This window comes from Kordiimonas sp., from assembly GCF_965216265.1.
Lineage (GTDB): Bacteria > Pseudomonadota > Alphaproteobacteria > Sphingomonadales > Kordiimonadaceae > Kordiimonas.
This window is the reverse complement of record NZ_OZ244153.1, coordinates 1,823,532-1,838,341: the sequence shown is the minus strand read 5'-3', so window position 1 is coordinate 1,838,341 and position 14,810 is coordinate 1,823,532. Positions and strand designations below refer to the sequence as shown.

The following is a 14,810-nucleotide window of genomic DNA, read 5'->3' as shown; positions in this document are numbered from 1 at the left end:
GGCACCGTACAAAGATGCCTATATGATCCAGAACAGTATCAAACGTTAATCCGGCATATGGACGCATCTAAATGCTCAAAGGCAAACGCATACTTCTGATCATTGGCGGCGGCGTCGCGGCCTACAAGTCGCTCGACCTCGCGCGGCGTTTGATGGAACGCGGGGCCAGCGTGCGCGGTGTGCTGACCGCAGGTGGCCAACAGTTTATCACGCCACTATCGGTCGCGAGCCTGACCGGGGATCAATGTTACACGGACCTGTTTTCGCTCAAAGATGAGGCGGAGATGGGACATATTCGCCTGAGTCGGGAGGCAGATCTTGTTATTGTTGCACCGGCAACCGCTGACTTGATGGCAAAGATGGCCAACGGCATAGCAAATGACCTAGCGTCTACCATCTTGCTTGCGACAGACAAGCAAGTGATGGTCGCGCCTGCGATGAATGCCGAGATGTGGGACAATAAAGCCACCCGCCGGAATGTGGATACTCTCAGGCGTGACGGTATTTTAATGGTGGGGCCGGAAGCGGGCCTTTTGGCTTGCGGTGAAGTGGGTGCTGGGCGGTTATCTGAAGTGGTGGACATCGTGGCTGCCGTTGAGATTTTTTTTGGTGGCGTGGGGAAGCCTCTCGCTGGCAAACATCTGATTGTGACGGCGGGGCCAACCCATGAACCGATCGACCCCGTTCGCTATATCGCGAACCGATCATCCGGGCGGCAGGGTTTTGCGATAGCCGAAGCGCTTTCCGGCCTTGGGGCTTCGGTCACGCTTGTGGCTGGGCCAACCACTGAGGAAACACCAGTGGGTGTTCAGCGCATAGATGTTGAAACCGCGCTGGAAATGCAAGCGGCGGTGCAGGCCGCTCTGCCAGCCGATGGTGCGGTATGCGTTGCGGCGGTCGCGGACTGGCGCGTTGAAAATGGCGGTACGCAGAAGCTCAAGAAATCCAAGGAAGGCTTGCCACAGTTCACTTTCGCAGAAAACCCGGACATCCTGAAAGGCTTGGCTGGTATGACGACGGGTCGTCCGGCCCTTGTGGTGGGCTTTGCGGCGGAAACCGAGAATGTCATTGAATATGCAAGCGCAAAACGTGAGCGCAAAGGCTGTGACCTTATCGTGGCGAATGATGTGTCCGGAGGCACGGGCATCATGGGCGGCCTTGAAAACGAGGTGCACCTCATATCAGCGGATGGTGTTGAGAGCTGGCCGCGGCTTGGAAAGACTGAAGTGGCGATAAGGCTTGCCCAAAAAATTGCCGATAAACTCAAAAAATAATCGATATCAAGGATCAGGGGATTATGAGCGCGAAAGTAGCGATCAACGTAGTAAAGCTGCCTCACGGGACAGACCTTAAACTGCCAAAATATGAAACCGCTCAAAGCGCCGGCATGGATCTCTATGCCGCTCTTGCGGACGGTGAAACGGTGACGCTTGCACCGCTTGAACGCGCGATGGTCCCAACGGGCCTTGCCATGGCGCTGCCGAACGGCTTTGAGGCGCAGGTGCGTCCGCGCTCCGGTCTCGCGGCCAAAAACGGCATCACCTGCCTCAACACGCCAGGCACAATTGATGCTGATTACCGCGGTGAAGTGAAGGTGATTCTCGTCAACCTCTCCAACGAGCCATTCACTGTTGAGCGTGGGATGCGCATCGCACAGATGATTATTGCACCTGTTACTCAGGGTGAGTGGGTCGAAGTTGAGGTGCTCGATGAGACTGAACGCGGTACCGGTGGTTTTGGGTCTACAGGCACAAAATAGGGGAAACGGTCTTGGCTGAGCAGTGGCAATGTCCGAAGTGTGAACACACTGAATTTGATACTGATGAAATTACCGCGACCGGGAGTGGGCTTTCAAAGTTTTTTAACGTGCAGAACCGCAAGTTCACGGCCGTGACGTGTCGGCGGTGCGCTTATACCGAGTTTTACCGGGGGGAGACCAGCGCGCTCGGCAACATTGTTGATTTCCTGGGTAATTAGGCCGCAATGGATTTAACCGACGAACAACTGGAGCGATACGCCCGCCACATTATCCTCAAGGAGGTTGGTGGCGCTGGGCAAATGGCGCTTTTGCGCGCGCGCGTTCTTGTAGTAGGAGCCGGTGGACTTGGGGCACCGATGCTGCTTTATCTGGCGGCGGCAGGCGTTGGCACTATTGGCATCGTTGATGACGACAAGGTTGAGCTTTCCAATCTGCAGCGGCAGGTGATCCACACAACAAAAGATATCGGGAAAGCGAAGGCAATGAGTGCTGCTGAGAAGATCGCGGCGCTTAACCCGGACGTGAAGATTGACATCCATGCGGTGCGGCTGACGGACGATAACGCGCAGGACATCATCGACGCCTATGACATCGTTGCAGATGGTACTGACAACTTTAAAACCAGGCACCTTGTGAGCGACACATGCGTTACGCTTGGTAAAACGCTCGTGTCAGCAGCGCTTGGGCCATATGAAGGCCAGCTCGCCACCTTTAAGCCTCATGCGGGCGAAGGGTTGCCGTGTTACCGCTGTTTCCTGCCAGAAGCACCGGGCGCAGATGCTGAGCGCACCTGCGCTGACTTCGGTATACTGGGAGCAGTGGCGGGTATGGTTGGCACTATGCAGGCGCTTGAGGTACTTAAAGAAATCACCGGTGCGGGTGAAAGCCTTGCGGGTAAGATGGTGCTTGTTGATGCGCAAAGTATGATGGTCCGCAAGATCGGCTTGCCTAAAGATCCGGCGTGCCCAAGTTGCGGAGCGAAATAGATGGCCAGTAAACGCCCCATGACACTCATGATGATCTCTGCCGGGGCGGAACGTGTTCATATGGCGCTAATGACCGGCGCTACGGCCGCCGCGATGGGACGACCCGTTACCTTCTTCTTTTCCAAGGCTGCGGTGCGGTTTGTTGTGAAGGCTGGCTGGGCAGCTATGCAAACAAGTGAAGGTGAACCCGCACCAGAGATGGACGCGGCACTTGATGCGCGCGGTGTGGCGGATACAGAAGTCCTGCTCGACGGAATAGCGGCACTGAATGTGCGGTTTGTGGTGTGTGACAGTGCACTGCGTGAATATGATATTGACCCCACCACTCTTATTGCGCGACCTCAAGTCGAGGTTGGTGGTCTAGCCGAGATCATTGAAAAAGGCGAAGGCGGCGACTGGCTGACGTTCTGATCTGGTTTCCTCTTAAATCCGAAGTCTCAAAACGGTGCGATGCGCCACGTTACAGGCCTGCGCATGTTCGGCTGATTAACATCCAAGTGTCACCCTCTTGTCATAAAAATGTTACCATGGTACATTGATAACATTATTTCACAGAGAGCGAAAAAGCGATGAAGATCGAGCGGGTACAGACTGGCGTGCGCATGGAAAAGCAGCTGGTGAAGGTCCTCAAAGGCACAGCGGAGTATCTCGACATGTCCCTTGGTGACCTTCTTGAAGGCATCGTGCTGCACGCTTTTGATGGCAATGACCCGGTGTTCTCCAATGAGACGCGCGCCAAGATCGCAGCGCTCAAGAATATCTACGGGTGCACGCTTGACGCGAGCGTGAGCCATAGGCTCACAGAGTAAGGAGGCAAAACAATGAACGACCTGAATCTATTTCGCACATTCGAGAGCGGCGTATTGTCACGCGAGGCTTTCAGCCACAAGGTTCATGTGCATTTGGCGTGGATCTATGTTTCGCGTTTTACACTGACAGAAGCGATTGAGCGGTTTCGCGCAAGGCTGATCAACTGGGCGAAGCTAAACGGTGCAGACGGCCTCTACCACGAGACTATCACCTGGGCGTATCTGATGATCATCAATGAGCGACAGCGGCGTGGTGCACACACAGATTTCGAATCGTTTTTGGGTGATAATGAAGACCTGCTGGCCAAGCCGTCAGTGCTGGAGCAATATTATACCCGCGAAACGCTAGATAGCGACTATGCTAAACATCATTATGTGATGCCGGACAGGGCGCTCAAAGCGGCCTAAGAGGCCTAAGGGGCCCTTAGCTTACACCGCGAGGGCGTTCCTGTCCGTAGGTGCCAAGGATACGGACCCGCTTGGTATGGAAGCGAAGTTCTTCCATGGCACGGTGTACGTTTTCCATGCCTTCATGGCCCTCAATGTCGGCATAAAACTCTGTGGCGGTGAAGCTATTCGATTCGTAATAGCTCTCAAGCTTGGTCATGTTCACGCTGTTGGTGGCAAAGCCGCCAAGGGCTTTATAAAGGGCTGCCGGGATATTGCGGACCTCAAAGGTGAAGCTCGTCATCACGGGTCCTTCAATCTCATCCACGGCAACCGGTGTTTGCGAAAGCACGACGAAGCGCGTTGTATTATGTCCCTCGTCCTGAAAGTCTTTGCGCAGAATTTTGAGCCCGTGCACTTCAGCCGCCAGTTCGCTGGCAATGGCACCAAGCGTTGGGTCACCTACTTGTGCCACATGTTTAGCGGAGCCTGCGGTGTCTGCAAAAGGCAAGCGCTCGAGCCCTAGCGCGCGCAGGTTTTTGCGGCATTGCCCTATAGCTTGTACGTGGCTTGTCACGCGGGTCAGCGTTTCTTCGCTCGCACCCTTGTGGCACAGAAGGCAGTGGCGAATGGTCTCAAAATGCTCACCAATAATATAAAGGCCACTGTCTGGCAGCAGGATATGAATATCTGCCACGCGGCCGGCGGTTGAATTTTCAATTGGAATCATTGCAAGCCGGGCAAGTCCGTTTTTTGTAGCGGCAAGGGCATCCTCAAAACTTGGGCAGGGTAATACCTCCATATCTGGAAACTTGGCCAGGCATGCCATGTGGGAATAAGCACCCAGTTCGCCCTGGAAGGCGATCTTGTTTTCAGCGGCACCCTTGGGCGCTGTTGGCTGGCCTGTCATGATATTTTACTCACCCGGAAATTTTTGAAACAAATGCAAAGACCTTGTGCCAATGCAATCCGGTCAAGTCAACGCGCTAAGTGGCTGATTATGGCCCTGTGCGCTTATGCCTCATGGAAAAGAAGTGAAAAAAATGCTGTTTTTTGCCAATAGGTGCGAAAATGGTGCAAATGACGACTTGAAAATCAGGGTCATGAGCGGCTATTGTCGCGCCCGAATTACCGGTCTGCGTCTGTCAGGGAAATCTAGGGGCGGGCCATTGTTATCCAGTTGCTCGCCTGCAAGGAGAAGAGCCTGTGTCCTTAGAATCGAATAAAGTATTTGCGGCTGTTCTTTCGTCTGCCCTTTTGATCATGGTGATCTCAATGGTGGCCGAAAGCGTTTTCCACGAAGAACACGCCAAACCAGCATTCACCGTTGAAGTCGCTTCAACGGATGCTGCGGAAGAAGTTGTGGAAGAAGGCCCGTCGCTCGCTGAGCTGCTGCAGACCGCAGACGCGAGCAAAGGCGAGCGTCAGTTCGCCAAGTGTAAGAGCTGCCACACGGTAGAAAATGGTGGTCGTGATGGTACTGGCCCAAATCTCTATGGTGTTCTTGGCCGTGACGTTGCTGCGACTGATGGCTTTAGGTATTCCGGTGCGCTGTCAGAACATGGCGGCACATGGACGTATGAGTTGATGAACGAATGGCTCGCTAGTCCGAAAAATACGGTTCCTGGTACGTCCATGGCGTTTGCAGGTATCCGGAAAGACGAGCAGCGTGCTGACCTGATTGCGTATCTTCGCACTTTCTCTGACAACCCACCGGCTTTGCCTGAGGTAGTTGCGGAAGAAGAAGCTGCTGAAGAAGCAGTGGATGGCGATGCTGAAATGGCCGAAGAAGGCGCTGAAGAGGCATCCAACTAAGAATTAGCTTCGTTCAAGGGAGCGGATTGGCGGTGGCCCTATTGGGTGCGCCGCCTTTCTTTTGAGGATAGCTTGGTAGACCTAAAGCCTGCGATAGCCCAGGAAGGCGGGGCCTGCCTGCGGCTTTCTGTCCAGATCGGCTTGTACCCATCCGGTTACCTCGTCTACAGGGTCGATTGTAACAGCCATGTTGGTGGCGTTCGCGTGCAGAAGATGCACCCCGTCAATCATCCACCCCACATGCCCGGGGAAAAAGGCTAGGTCGCCCCGGCACGGTTTCTCATGGGCCGACAGCGCACGCCCGAGGCTTCTTAACTGCGGGCCACTGTCACGCAATACCCGGAAACCAGCATGGGCGAGTGTCAGTTGGATAAGGCCGGAACAGTCGATGCCCAATTTCGACCGGCCACCCCAAAGGTAGGGTGAGCCAATAAATTGCTCTGCCACCGTGACAACATCCTCATCTGCCTCAGTTTTGCCAATGGCGGTCAGGTGCTTCTCAAAAACCCATCCTTCAAACGCTGTTTCTGCAAAGCCGTTTTCAACCGGGCCCGGTAGTGTGAGGTATGCTCCCATGGGCAATATGACCTGAGGCTCTGACTTGAGGGATGGCTCTAGGTACACATGGGTAAGGGGTGCGCTTACCCGGTGCGTGGGCAGTACCTCAAACTCGGCAATAGCACTTTCTGTGACCCACCCCATATAGCCGTCAATAATTGAGGCCATGAACCACCAGCCCGGGATCTCCGCAAGCAATTGCACAGGTTCACCATAAAGCACTTCGCTTAAGGTCTCAGACGTACTTTCAGGTTTTACCTTGAGGGCGGTGACCGGGCGGATGACGACCCCGTCGATCTGGGTAGCCTTTACTAGCCGCGAGGATGTGGAGAGGTAATCTTCAGGATCATGTAGCGCGGGCAGGCCAAAAGAATGAAGCAGGTCATTCATAGTCGCCCATGTCCTCGTCAACGAGCTTTTCTGCCGCCAGGATGCGGTCAGATACTTCGCTCAGATATACAGCACCTTTCACCGTGCGCTGCACCAGCACATTGCGGCGGTCGCTTTCGTCCCGTTTGCGCTTGATGAGGCCCATACGGCCCAGTGTATCAAGGGCGCGGGTAATCACCGGCTTGGTTACATTCATTTTGGCCGCCAGACCCCGCACAGTGTGTGGATCTCTGGTCATATAAACTGTCAGGAGAAGGGTCATTTGCCGCATGGTCAGGTCAGGAGCGTCTGACCGCACACCGTCAAGGTTTGCGGTGTGCCAGATTTTCAACATGCGCGGGTTCGTTTTCTCGGCCACTGTATCCGTTCCTTTACCGGAATGATCCCCGAAAACGCTACACGGGATTGCTCTAAAGACTGCCTGTTTGCACCCTATGCGTCAAGCTTCAAGAAACTTTTCAAGGCGTCAAAGCTGGCGCGCAGACCCTGCGCCTCGCCACCTTTTGGCCGGCCCGGTTTGGCAGCAGGCATCCAGGAAAAGACATCAAAATGCACCCACGGCACAGATTTCTCCACGAAACGCTGAAGGTAAAGCGCGGCAGTGATTGACCCGCCAAACGGACCATCTGCAGTATTGTTCATGTCGGCGATTTCGCTCTTAAGCATGGCATCATAAGGGCCCCACAGCGGCATGCGCCACAGCGGGTCCTGCTGGTCCGTCGCAGCCTTTTCGAGCGCTGCCCAAAGTGGGTCATGGTTGCTATAGGTCGCGGGAAGGTCGGGCCCCAAAGCGACGCGTGCGGCGCCGGTAAGGGTTGCAAAATCCATCAACAGATCTGGATTGTCTTCGCAGGCGAGCGTTAGCGCGTCACATAGCACCACGCGGCCCTCGGCATCCGTATTGCCAATCTCGACAGAAAAGCCCTTGCGGGTGGCGATCACATCGCCGGGGCGATAGGCATTACCACTCACGGCATTTTCAACGGCGGGGATCAGCATGCGGAGCTGCACTTTAAGGTCTGATGCCATAATCAGGCGGGCTAGCCCGAGCGCGTGGGCTGCGCCGCCCATGTCCTTTTTCATGATCAGCATGCCGGATGCCGGTTTGAGGTCCAGTCCGCCAGTATCGAAACACACGCCCTTGCCAACAATGGCCAGTTTTGGTCCTCTATCGCCCCACCGGAGGTCAATCAGGCGAGGTTCCCGGCCTTCGGCTGCAGCGCGGCCAACAGCATGAATAGCGGGAAAGTTTTCATCAAGCAGGTCTTCGCCTACTGTTGTGGTGCAGCTTCCGCCAAACTCTTCCGTCAGAGCCTCGGCGGCGTCCTGCAAGTCAGCGGGCCCCATGTGCTCCGCTGGAGTGTTGACAAGGTCGCGCACCAGACAAATGGAGGCAACAAGTCGTTCGATTGCTTCAACGTTGGTGCCTTCTGGTAGGACCAACGTACGTGGGCCGTTGTTCTCATCACTGCGGTAGCGGTCGAAGCGATATTGTGCCAAGCACCAGCCGAGTGCGGCTATCTCGCATTCGCCTGCAGCCGTGCCTTCCAGTGCGTACGCACCCTCACTCAGGTTTGCGGCAGCGTCAGCGAAACTCCAGGGAGTAAGCGATTCGCCGCCGGTGCCGATGAGGACAGCTTCCACACCTTCCTTGCTCGGTACACGCAAGAACTGACCCGCGTCAGCGTTAAACCGGGAGGCTTTGGCCCAGGCCCGGATGTCTTTTGATTGTTGTTCAAGGAGCTCAGCACTTACGATGCGAACGGGTATGGCTTTCGCATTGTGTTTGATAGTCAAAAGAGTAGGCGTTTGGGCCATGATGAGCTCCTGATGGGCGGTGTGTGTGAGTTAGGCTTCCGGCGCAATGGTGACCTTGAGGCCGTCCATCGAGCCATCTACCTCAATCTGGCAGGATAGCCGTGAAGCGCCATCCTGGAAGTGCTCACTATCTTCCAGAAGATACTGCTCGTCGTCTTCCATCGCTGGCAGGTCAGCATAATTCCCCGCATCCACATAAACATGGCAGGTACAGCAACTGCAGCAACCGCCACAAATGGCGGCAAGGTCGTCAAAGTCATTATTGCGGATGTTTTCCATAAGGGAGAGCCCCTCCTCCGCTTCGATCGTTTGGGTTTGACCGGCGAGGTTGGTCACGGACACTTTAACCATACTAAATTCCTAAATCTGACAGGGTTGGCCGTTGGCTTTGCTTTCATATAGCATTTCCCGCGCAATAAAAAAGAGTTGATCCCCTTATCTCTTGATCCAGATATCTTTGAGGCGCTTATGCTGCCCAGCTTCGGCGTGCGTGCACAGGAGGGTGGATTTCCAAACCTACCTAAGCCAGACTACCGTCGTTGTTTTGCGATGCAGCGATACTGTATTGAGGAAAACCGATGACGGGGGATGAAAATGAAGGCTTTGCGTGCGGCGGTGTCGCTATTGTGGATTGCGGTGCTTGCGCCAGTTTCGGTGCTGGCAGAGGGCGCGGGTGCAGAGCAAGAAACCTTCACGCTATATAGCGGGCTATCACTCATCGACGGTACTGGCACGCCCCTGCAGGCAGGTATGGCGATCCTCGTGAAGGGTGACCGGATTATCAAGATCGGGCCGTCGGCGGAACTCACAGCTACGATGCCTGAAGACACCGAACAAGTGGATGCAGGCGACTGGTATGCCCTTCCAGGCCTCATTGATACGCATGTGCATATGGCCACGATGCCGAACTTGCCAAAGGCTCGTGCGCTGATGCGGCGCTATATTTATAGCGGTATCACAAGCGTGCGGGACATGGCGGGTGATATGCGCGCCCTTGCTGAGCTGGCACGTGAAAGCAGGCTCCAGAAAATCCCTGCACCAGACCTTTATTATTCAGCCCTGATGGCAGGCCCAAGCTTTTTCAAGGACCCAAGGCCGGGGTCAGCTGCCGAGGGTGAGGTTGCAGGCCAGGTGCCATGGATGCAGGCGATCACGTCTGAGACCAATATGACAGAGGCCGTAACTCTGGCGCGCGGTACATGGGCAACGGGAATAAAAATTTACGCGAATTTGCCGGGTGAGGAGGTCCGCCGAATTGCCTCTGAAGCGCAACTTCAGGGCTTTAAAATCTGGGCGCACAGCATGGTGTTTCCCGCGACGCCGGGTGAGGTGGTGGGTGCAGGGGTGGATGTTATTTCCCACGTGTGCAGATTGGCGTGGGAGCTCGCAGACGAAAAACCGGCTGAGTATCACCACAGCGTAGCACTCCCATACGGTACGCTGGACCCGTCGGATGACCGGCTGAAGGCACTTTATGACCGGATGAAAGCGCAGGGTACAATATTGGATGCGACCTTGTGGCTTTACACGCACCTTGAAGAGCGCCGCAAAAACAGGCCCGCTCGCAAGGCAGGGCCAGCTATATGCCCGCCGGAATTCGCGGCAAAGCTGACCGCCTTTGCCCATGCGCAAGGGGTTGAGATTTCGACAGGCACGGACGTGGTGTTGCCAGCGGGTGCTGCCTATCCTGCACTATTTGATGAACTTGAAACGCTGGTGGGGGGTGCAGGTTTAACGCCGCTTGAGGTGATCCGCGCGGCGACGCTGAACGGTGCGCGCGTGGTTGGGCTTGAGCATGACCGGGGCACGCTTGAGGTGGGCAAGCGGGCTGACATACTGTTTGTTAGCCAAAACCCCGCAGAGGATATCAAAAACCTGCGCTCCGTAGTGCTCACGGTAAAAGGTGGCAAGCCATACTCGCGCGCAGATTATGTGCCGGTTACGGAAGAAGAATTAACCAACTAATAATGAAGGGTCTGCGCACAAACCGCAGCTCGGGAGAGGGAACTGACAATGGTGGATTTTGACAAAAGTACCGGGTTTGCCCGGCGGGACTTTCTGCGCCTGAGCATCGGTGCTGCCAGTGCTTTGCCTTTGATGGGCGCAAGCTTTTCTGCGCTGGCAAATGCGGACCGTTACACAGGCCTGCAGGATATCATTCTGATCAATAATCTTGGCGGCATTTCGAACCCCAACCTCCGAATGTTGCCAAGCGACAAGAAGGCCAACCCGGTCGCTGGGTCAAAGGCACTTAGCCTTGATCCACGTGCACTCAGGGATGCTTTTGCGTCCGGCACAACCGCCGTGAACCAGACGCTTGGGTATGTGGCAGGGCCAGAAGACCCGTTTGAATATACCGTGGGTGAGATCGCACGTTGGAACCGCATCATAAATCATCATAGCGACAAACTTTTGAAGGTGTGGACAGCAGCAGATATCGAGAGGGCAAAACGCGAGGGTAAGATCGGCATCATCATGGGTTTCCAGAACAGTGCCATGATGGGAGACAATGCCGAGCGCGTTGACATGTTCGCAGGGCTGGGTGTCAAGGTTATCCAGCTTACCTATAATGGCCGCAACCAGCTTGGCGACGGCAGCATGGAAGCGGAGAACAAGGGCCTGACGGAGTTTGGGCGAGAGGTTGTAGCGCGGCTGAACGCGACCAACACAGTTGTGGACCTAAGCCACTCGGGTGAGCAAACCTGCCTTGACGCAATTGAGGCTTCAAGCCGCCCTATTTGCATTTCGCATACGGGTTGCCGTGCGCTTGCTGACCTGCCACGAAACAAGACAGACGAAGAACTGAGGCTGATGGCGGACAAAGGCGGCGTAGCGGGCATCTACTTCATGCCTTTCCTGAAGGAAGACAGTTTCCCCACAGCCGAGGACGTGGTGCTGCATATTGAGCATGCCATCAAGGTATGCGGCGAAGACCATGTGGGCATTGGCACAGACGGTGGCACCACGGCCATTGACGATATGGCGGGTTATCACAAGATCATTGATGACGAGATCAGCCGTCGCCAGAAGGCGGGTATTTCAGCCAAAGGTGAAAAGAAAGGTGTTGTACCCTTCATTCCCGACATTCAGGGGCCGGGCCAGTTCCAGCAACTTGCCGACATGATGGCCGGGCGCGGGCATTCATCTGGACGGATTGAGAAAATATTGGGTGGTAATTTCCTACGCTACTACCGGGATATCTGGGGCGGTTAAAAAAGGGGCCGACCCCGAAAGGGATCGGCCCAGATACACCCATTTAGTGGACAGGGTGTGAGGGACAAACTTTATTCAGCAGCCTTGAACTGAGCGGTCTCGGTCGATTCGCCCATGGCTGTGGTTGATGCGGTGCCGCCACTGATGGCTTGGGCCACAGCATCAAAGTATCCTGTGCCAACTTCGCGCTGGTGGCGTGTTGCGGTGTAACCGTCTTTCTCAGCAGCAAACTCTGCCTGCTGAAGCTCGGAGTATGCTGCCATGCCGCGGTCGCGGTAGCCGGTCGCCAGCTGGAACATGCCGTGGTTCAGGCTGTGGAAACCGGCAAGGGTTACAAATTGGTACTTGTAGCCCATGGCACCAAGCTCACGCTGGTATTTGGCAATGGTTTCCTTGTCCAGGTTGGCTTCCCAGTTGAAGGACGGCGAACAGTTATAAGCCATCATCTTGCCGGGGAATTCTTTCTGGATCGCTTCGGCAAATTTCTTCGCGTCGTCAAGGTTTGGCGTTGAGGTTTCCCACCACAGAAGGTCAGCATGCTTGGCGAAGCTGAGGCCACGTTTGATGCAGTGATCAACACCGGCGTTCAGGTGATAGAAGCCTTCTGGCGTGCGGTTGTCACGGTCGATGATGAACTCATGGTCACGCTCGTCAATGTCAGAGGTGATCAGCTTGGCGCTCTCGGCGTCGGTGCGTGCGATCACGATCGACGGTACACCGCAAACGTCAGCGGCCAACCGTGCTGCCTGCAGGTTTTGCTCATGCTGCTGGGTTGGGATAAGTACTTTGCCGCCCAAGTGGCCGCACTTTTTCTCGGCCGCCAACTGGTCTTCAAAGTGAACACCAGCAACACCGGCCTCGATGAAGGCTTTCATGATCTCAAAAGAGTTCAGTTTGCCACCAAAGCCAGCTTCAGCGTCAGCCACGATGGGCGCGAACCAGTCGCGCTGAACACCACCTTCGGCATGCTCGATCTGGTCGGCGCGCTGAAGGGTGCGATTGATGCGGCGCGCAAGTTCAGGTGCTGCGTTTGCAGGATAAAGGCTTTGGTCAGGATACATGGCGGAAGCTGTGTTGCTGTCAGCCGCAACCTGCCAACCGGAGAGATAGATTGCCTTGAGGCCCGCACGAACCATCTGCATGGCCTGATTGCCAGTCATGGCACCGAGCGAGTGCACATAGTCTTCCGTGTTCAGGAGGTCCCACAATTTGCGCGAACCGCGATCCGCGAGCGTATGTTCGATTTTGAGGCTGCCACGCAGGCGCTCCACATCTTCAACCGTGTAGTTCCGCTCAATATATTTGTAGCGGTCCTTGGGGGTGTTCGGGATCAGGTCTTCAAATGTCTTACTCATGGGTACTCTCCTTCTTAATCCAAGGCCCCATCGGGGGGTAGCGTTGGGCAAATTTGTCTAAGGGTTATTTGATCAGCTCATAGGCCGGGGTTGTGAGGAATTCCTCGAGCTCGTCCTTGAAAACAAGGTCGAGGAACAGCCGACCGGCCTCGGCCAACCGGCTGCCCTCGACAAGGTCCTGGCCTAAGGACGCTGTCAGTTTCGCGATCTCATCGTCATAGAGATCACGAACCAATTCTTCTGAGACGGTGCGGCCGTCTGAAAGCGTGGCGCTCAGCTTTAGCTGCTGCCATATCTGCGTGCGGCTGATCTCGGCCGTGGCCGCGTCTTCCATCAGGTTATAAAGTGGCACGGCGCCGCGACCCTGAAGCCACGCAGCAATATATTGGATACCCACGCGGATGTTTTCGCGGAGGCCTGCTTCAGTGCGTTCGCCTTCGTGCGGGGCAAGAAGCTCTGCCTGCCCGATCTCCACATCAAGGCGGGTGCGGTGGATCTGGTTCTGGTGCGGCATCAGGCGGTCGAAAACATCCTTCGCAACAGGCACCAGTGCCGGGTGTGCAACCCAGGTACCGTCATGGCCGAAGCTTGCTTCGCGGTCCTTGTCGGCACGAACCTTCTCAAACGCAGCGTCATTTGCGGCCTCGTCACCCTTTACAGGGATTTGGGCCGCCATGCCGCCCATGGCATGTGCTCCGCGCCGGTGGCAGGTGCGGATGAGCAGAAGCGAATAGGCTTTTAGAAATGCTGTGCCCATGGTCACCTGCGACCGGTCAGGCAGCAGATAGGCAGGGTTTTTCCCGATGCGCTTGATATAGCTGAAAATATAGTCCCAGCGCCCGCAGTTGAGGCCCACAATATGGTCCTTGAGCGCAAAGAGGATTTCATCCATCTCAAAGGCGGCAGGCAGAGTTTCAATCAACACCGTGGTTTTGATTGTGCCGTGTGCCAGCCCCAGCGTTTTTTCCGTGTGGGTGAACACCTCGTCCCAAAGCGCGGCTTCCTTGTGGCTTTCCATTTTTGGCAGATAGAAATACGGGCCGGTGCCCTTGTTCAGGAGTGCTTTGGCGTTGTGGAAGATATACAGACCAAAATCGAACAGAGAGGCCGAGATCGGCTCACCGTCCAAAAGCGCGTGACCTTCAAGCATGTGCCAGCCGCGTGGGCGTACTTTCAAGACGGCAGCATTTTTGCCCATCTGATATTCTTTGCCCGACTTGGGATCGGCGAATTCAAGCTGGTCCCGGGCATAATCATAAAGGTTAAGCTGCCCGTCGATCATGTTTTCCCAAACCGGCGCGCTGGCGTCTTCAAAGTCTGTCATGAAAACATTGGCGCCAGAGTTGAAGGCGTTGATCATCATTTTACGGTCAACCGGACCAGTGATCTCTACGCGGCGATCTTTCAAATTCTCCGGCGTGCTGAGGATTTTCCAGTCGCTTTCGCGGATGTTTTTGGTCTCAGGGAGGAAATCGGGCAGCTCGCCAGCATCAAATCGCTTCTGGCGTTCGGTGCGTGCTTGCATCAGTGCCGTGCGGCGTTCCCCGAACCGGAGTTCAAGGTCTGCGACAAACGCAAGAGCATCCTCGCTGAGTATCGTCTCATAGCGATCACGTGAAACTGCGTTGATCTCGAGCGTCGAGGTGCTTTCAAGGCGTTTGGCTGCTGCTGACATCTGAACTCCTTCCCAGAAACAAGTAACTTTATTGCGTTCAGCAGC

The 14,810-nt window shown here is 55.4% G+C and carries 17 protein-coding genes; 10 read left to right on the top strand and 7 right to left on the bottom strand.

What is annotated here, in order from left to right; all coding sequences use genetic code 11:
- Positions 1-71 precede the first annotated feature (71 nt).
- The 7 genes from coaBC to ACOOGA_RS08315 all read left to right on the top strand — a co-directional run bounded on the left by coaBC (position 72) and on the right by ACOOGA_RS08315 (position 3,962).
- A complete protein-coding gene (gene coaBC, locus ACOOGA_RS08345) occupies positions 72-1,274 on the top strand; it encodes a bifunctional phosphopantothenoylcysteine decarboxylase/phosphopantothenate--cysteine ligase CoaBC (RefSeq protein ID WP_420430469.1) in 1,203 nt (400 codons plus the stop codon).
- 23 nt (positions 1,275-1,297) lie between these two features.
- Entirely contained in the window at positions 1,298-1,759 is a 462-nt protein-coding gene (gene dut / locus ACOOGA_RS08340; protein WP_420430467.1) for a dUTP diphosphatase, read from the top strand.
- Positions 1,760-1,770: 11 nt separating this feature from the next.
- On the top strand, positions 1,771-1,977 hold the full coding sequence (locus ACOOGA_RS08335) for a zinc ribbon domain-containing protein (protein ID WP_417462364.1): 207 nt from the start codon (positions 1,771-1,773) through the stop codon (positions 1,975-1,977).
- A 6-nt stretch (positions 1,978-1,983) separates the two neighbouring features.
- Positions 1,984-2,745 carry a HesA/MoeB/ThiF family protein gene (locus ACOOGA_RS08330; RefSeq protein ID WP_420430465.1) on the top strand — a complete coding sequence of 254 codons (762 nt, stop codon included), beginning with the start codon at positions 1,984-1,986 and terminating at the stop codon, positions 2,743-2,745.
- On the top strand, positions 2,746-3,156 hold the full coding sequence (locus ACOOGA_RS08325; RefSeq protein ID WP_417462362.1) for a DsrE family protein: 411 nt from the start codon (positions 2,746-2,748) through the stop codon (positions 3,154-3,156). It begins immediately after the preceding gene.
- Between the two features lie 158 nt (positions 3,157-3,314).
- A complete protein-coding gene (locus tag ACOOGA_RS08320; RefSeq protein ID WP_417462361.1) occupies positions 3,315-3,554 on the top strand; it encodes a hypothetical protein in 240 nt (79 codons plus the stop codon).
- A 12-nt stretch (positions 3,555-3,566) separates the two neighbouring features.
- Positions 3,567-3,962, top strand: a complete 396-nt coding sequence (locus ACOOGA_RS08315) for a hypothetical protein (RefSeq protein ID WP_420430463.1) — start codon at positions 3,567-3,569, stop codon at positions 3,960-3,962.
- A gap of 16 nt (positions 3,963-3,978) precedes the next feature.
- Here ACOOGA_RS08315 and ACOOGA_RS08310 read toward each other — a convergent pair whose 3' ends face one another.
- Positions 3,979-4,851 carry a prephenate dehydratase gene (locus ACOOGA_RS08310; protein WP_420430461.1) on the bottom strand — a complete coding sequence of 291 codons (873 nt, stop codon included), beginning with the start codon at positions 4,849-4,851 and terminating at the stop codon, positions 3,979-3,981.
- Between the two features lie 296 nt (positions 4,852-5,147).
- On the opposite strand from ACOOGA_RS08310, the gene ACOOGA_RS08305 reads away from it, so the two are divergent.
- Entirely contained in the window at positions 5,148-5,756 is a 609-nt protein-coding gene (locus ACOOGA_RS08305; protein WP_420430459.1) for a c-type cytochrome, read from the top strand.
- Between the two features lie 81 nt (positions 5,757-5,837).
- Here the strand turns inward: ACOOGA_RS08305 and ACOOGA_RS08300 are convergent, their stop codons facing one another.
- The 4 genes from ACOOGA_RS08300 to ACOOGA_RS08285 form a co-directional block, all read right to left on the bottom strand.
- Complete coding sequence (locus ACOOGA_RS08300) at positions 5,838-6,704, bottom strand: NlpC/P60 family protein (protein WP_417462357.1); 867 nt, start codon at positions 6,702-6,704, stop codon at positions 5,838-5,840.
- Positions 6,697-7,062 carry a MarR family transcriptional regulator gene (locus tag ACOOGA_RS08295; RefSeq protein ID WP_420430457.1) on the bottom strand — a complete coding sequence of 122 codons (366 nt, stop codon included), beginning with the start codon at positions 7,060-7,062 and terminating at the stop codon, positions 6,697-6,699. Before ACOOGA_RS08295 ends, ACOOGA_RS08300 begins: the two co-directional genes overlap by 8 nt.
- Positions 7,063-7,136: 74 nt before the next feature.
- Positions 7,137-8,522, bottom strand: coding sequence for a leucyl aminopeptidase family protein (locus ACOOGA_RS08290; RefSeq protein WP_420430455.1), 1,386 nt, complete (start codon positions 8,520-8,522; stop codon positions 7,137-7,139).
- A 30-nt stretch (positions 8,523-8,552) separates the two neighbouring features.
- Positions 8,553-8,873, bottom strand: coding sequence for a 2Fe-2S iron-sulfur cluster-binding protein (locus tag ACOOGA_RS08285; protein WP_417462354.1), 321 nt, complete (start codon positions 8,871-8,873; stop codon positions 8,553-8,555).
- A gap of 243 nt (positions 8,874-9,116) precedes the next feature.
- Here ACOOGA_RS08285 and ACOOGA_RS08280 point away from each other — a divergent pair, with 243 nt between their 5' ends.
- A complete protein-coding gene (locus tag ACOOGA_RS08280; protein ID WP_420430453.1) occupies positions 9,117-10,487 on the top strand; it encodes an amidohydrolase family protein in 1,371 nt (456 codons plus the stop codon).
- Positions 10,488-10,535: 48 nt separating this feature from the next.
- On the top strand, positions 10,536-11,735 hold the full coding sequence (locus ACOOGA_RS08275) for a dipeptidase (protein ID WP_420430451.1): 1,200 nt from the start codon (positions 10,536-10,538) through the stop codon (positions 11,733-11,735).
- A 71-nt stretch (positions 11,736-11,806) separates the two neighbouring features.
- Here ACOOGA_RS08275 and aceA read toward each other — a convergent pair whose 3' ends face one another.
- Both aceA and aceB read right to left on the bottom strand, forming a co-directional pair.
- Positions 11,807-13,090, bottom strand: coding sequence for an isocitrate lyase (aceA, locus tag ACOOGA_RS08270; protein ID WP_417462351.1), 1,284 nt, complete (start codon positions 13,088-13,090; stop codon positions 11,807-11,809).
- 64 nt (positions 13,091-13,154) lie between these two features.
- Positions 13,155-14,765, bottom strand: coding sequence for a malate synthase A (gene aceB / locus ACOOGA_RS08265; protein WP_420430449.1), 1,611 nt, complete (start codon positions 14,763-14,765; stop codon positions 13,155-13,157).
- Between the last annotated feature and the right edge of the window lie 45 nt (positions 14,766-14,810).

What these genes read in the sequence shown, in the direction of transcription:
- coaBC (WP_420430469.1), top strand. Translation starts at nt 72, where the DNA reads ATGCTCAAAGGCAAACGCATACTTCTGATCATTGGCGGCGGCGTCGCG.
- dut (WP_420430467.1), top strand. Translation starts at nt 1,298, where the DNA reads ATGAGCGCGAAAGTAGCGATCAACGTAGTAAAGCTGCCTCACGGGACA.
- ACOOGA_RS08330 (WP_420430465.1), top strand. Translation starts at nt 1,984, where the DNA reads ATGGATTTAACCGACGAACAACTGGAGCGATACGCCCGCCACATTATC.
- ACOOGA_RS08325 (WP_417462362.1), top strand. Translation starts at nt 2,746, where the DNA reads ATGGCCAGTAAACGCCCCATGACACTCATGATGATCTCTGCCGGGGCG.
- ACOOGA_RS08320 (WP_417462361.1), top strand. Translation starts at nt 3,315, where the DNA reads ATGAAGATCGAGCGGGTACAGACTGGCGTGCGCATGGAAAAGCAGCTG.
- ACOOGA_RS08315 (WP_420430463.1), top strand. Translation starts at nt 3,567, where the DNA reads ATGAACGACCTGAATCTATTTCGCACATTCGAGAGCGGCGTATTGTCA.
- ACOOGA_RS08310 (WP_420430461.1), bottom strand. Translation starts at nt 4,851, where the DNA reads ATGACAGGCCAGCCAACAGCGCCCAAGGGTGCCGCTGAAAACAAGATC.
- ACOOGA_RS08300 (WP_417462357.1), bottom strand. Translation starts at nt 6,704, where the DNA reads ATGAATGACCTGCTTCATTCTTTTGGCCTGCCCGCGCTACATGATCCT.
- ACOOGA_RS08290 (WP_420430455.1), bottom strand. Translation starts at nt 8,522, where the DNA reads ATGGCCCAAACGCCTACTCTTTTGACTATCAAACACAATGCGAAAGCC.
- ACOOGA_RS08285 (WP_417462354.1), bottom strand. Translation starts at nt 8,873, where the DNA reads ATGGTTAAAGTGTCCGTGACCAACCTCGCCGGTCAAACCCAAACGATC.
- ACOOGA_RS08280 (WP_420430453.1), top strand. Translation starts at nt 9,117, where the DNA reads ATGAAGGCTTTGCGTGCGGCGGTGTCGCTATTGTGGATTGCGGTGCTT.
- ACOOGA_RS08275 (WP_420430451.1), top strand. Translation starts at nt 10,536, where the DNA reads ATGGTGGATTTTGACAAAAGTACCGGGTTTGCCCGGCGGGACTTTCTG.
- aceA (WP_417462351.1), bottom strand. Translation starts at nt 13,090, where the DNA reads ATGAGTAAGACATTTGAAGACCTGATCCCGAACACCCCCAAGGACCGC.
- aceB (WP_420430449.1), bottom strand. Translation starts at nt 14,765, where the DNA reads ATGTCAGCAGCAGCCAAACGCCTTGAAAGCACCTCGACGCTCGAGATC.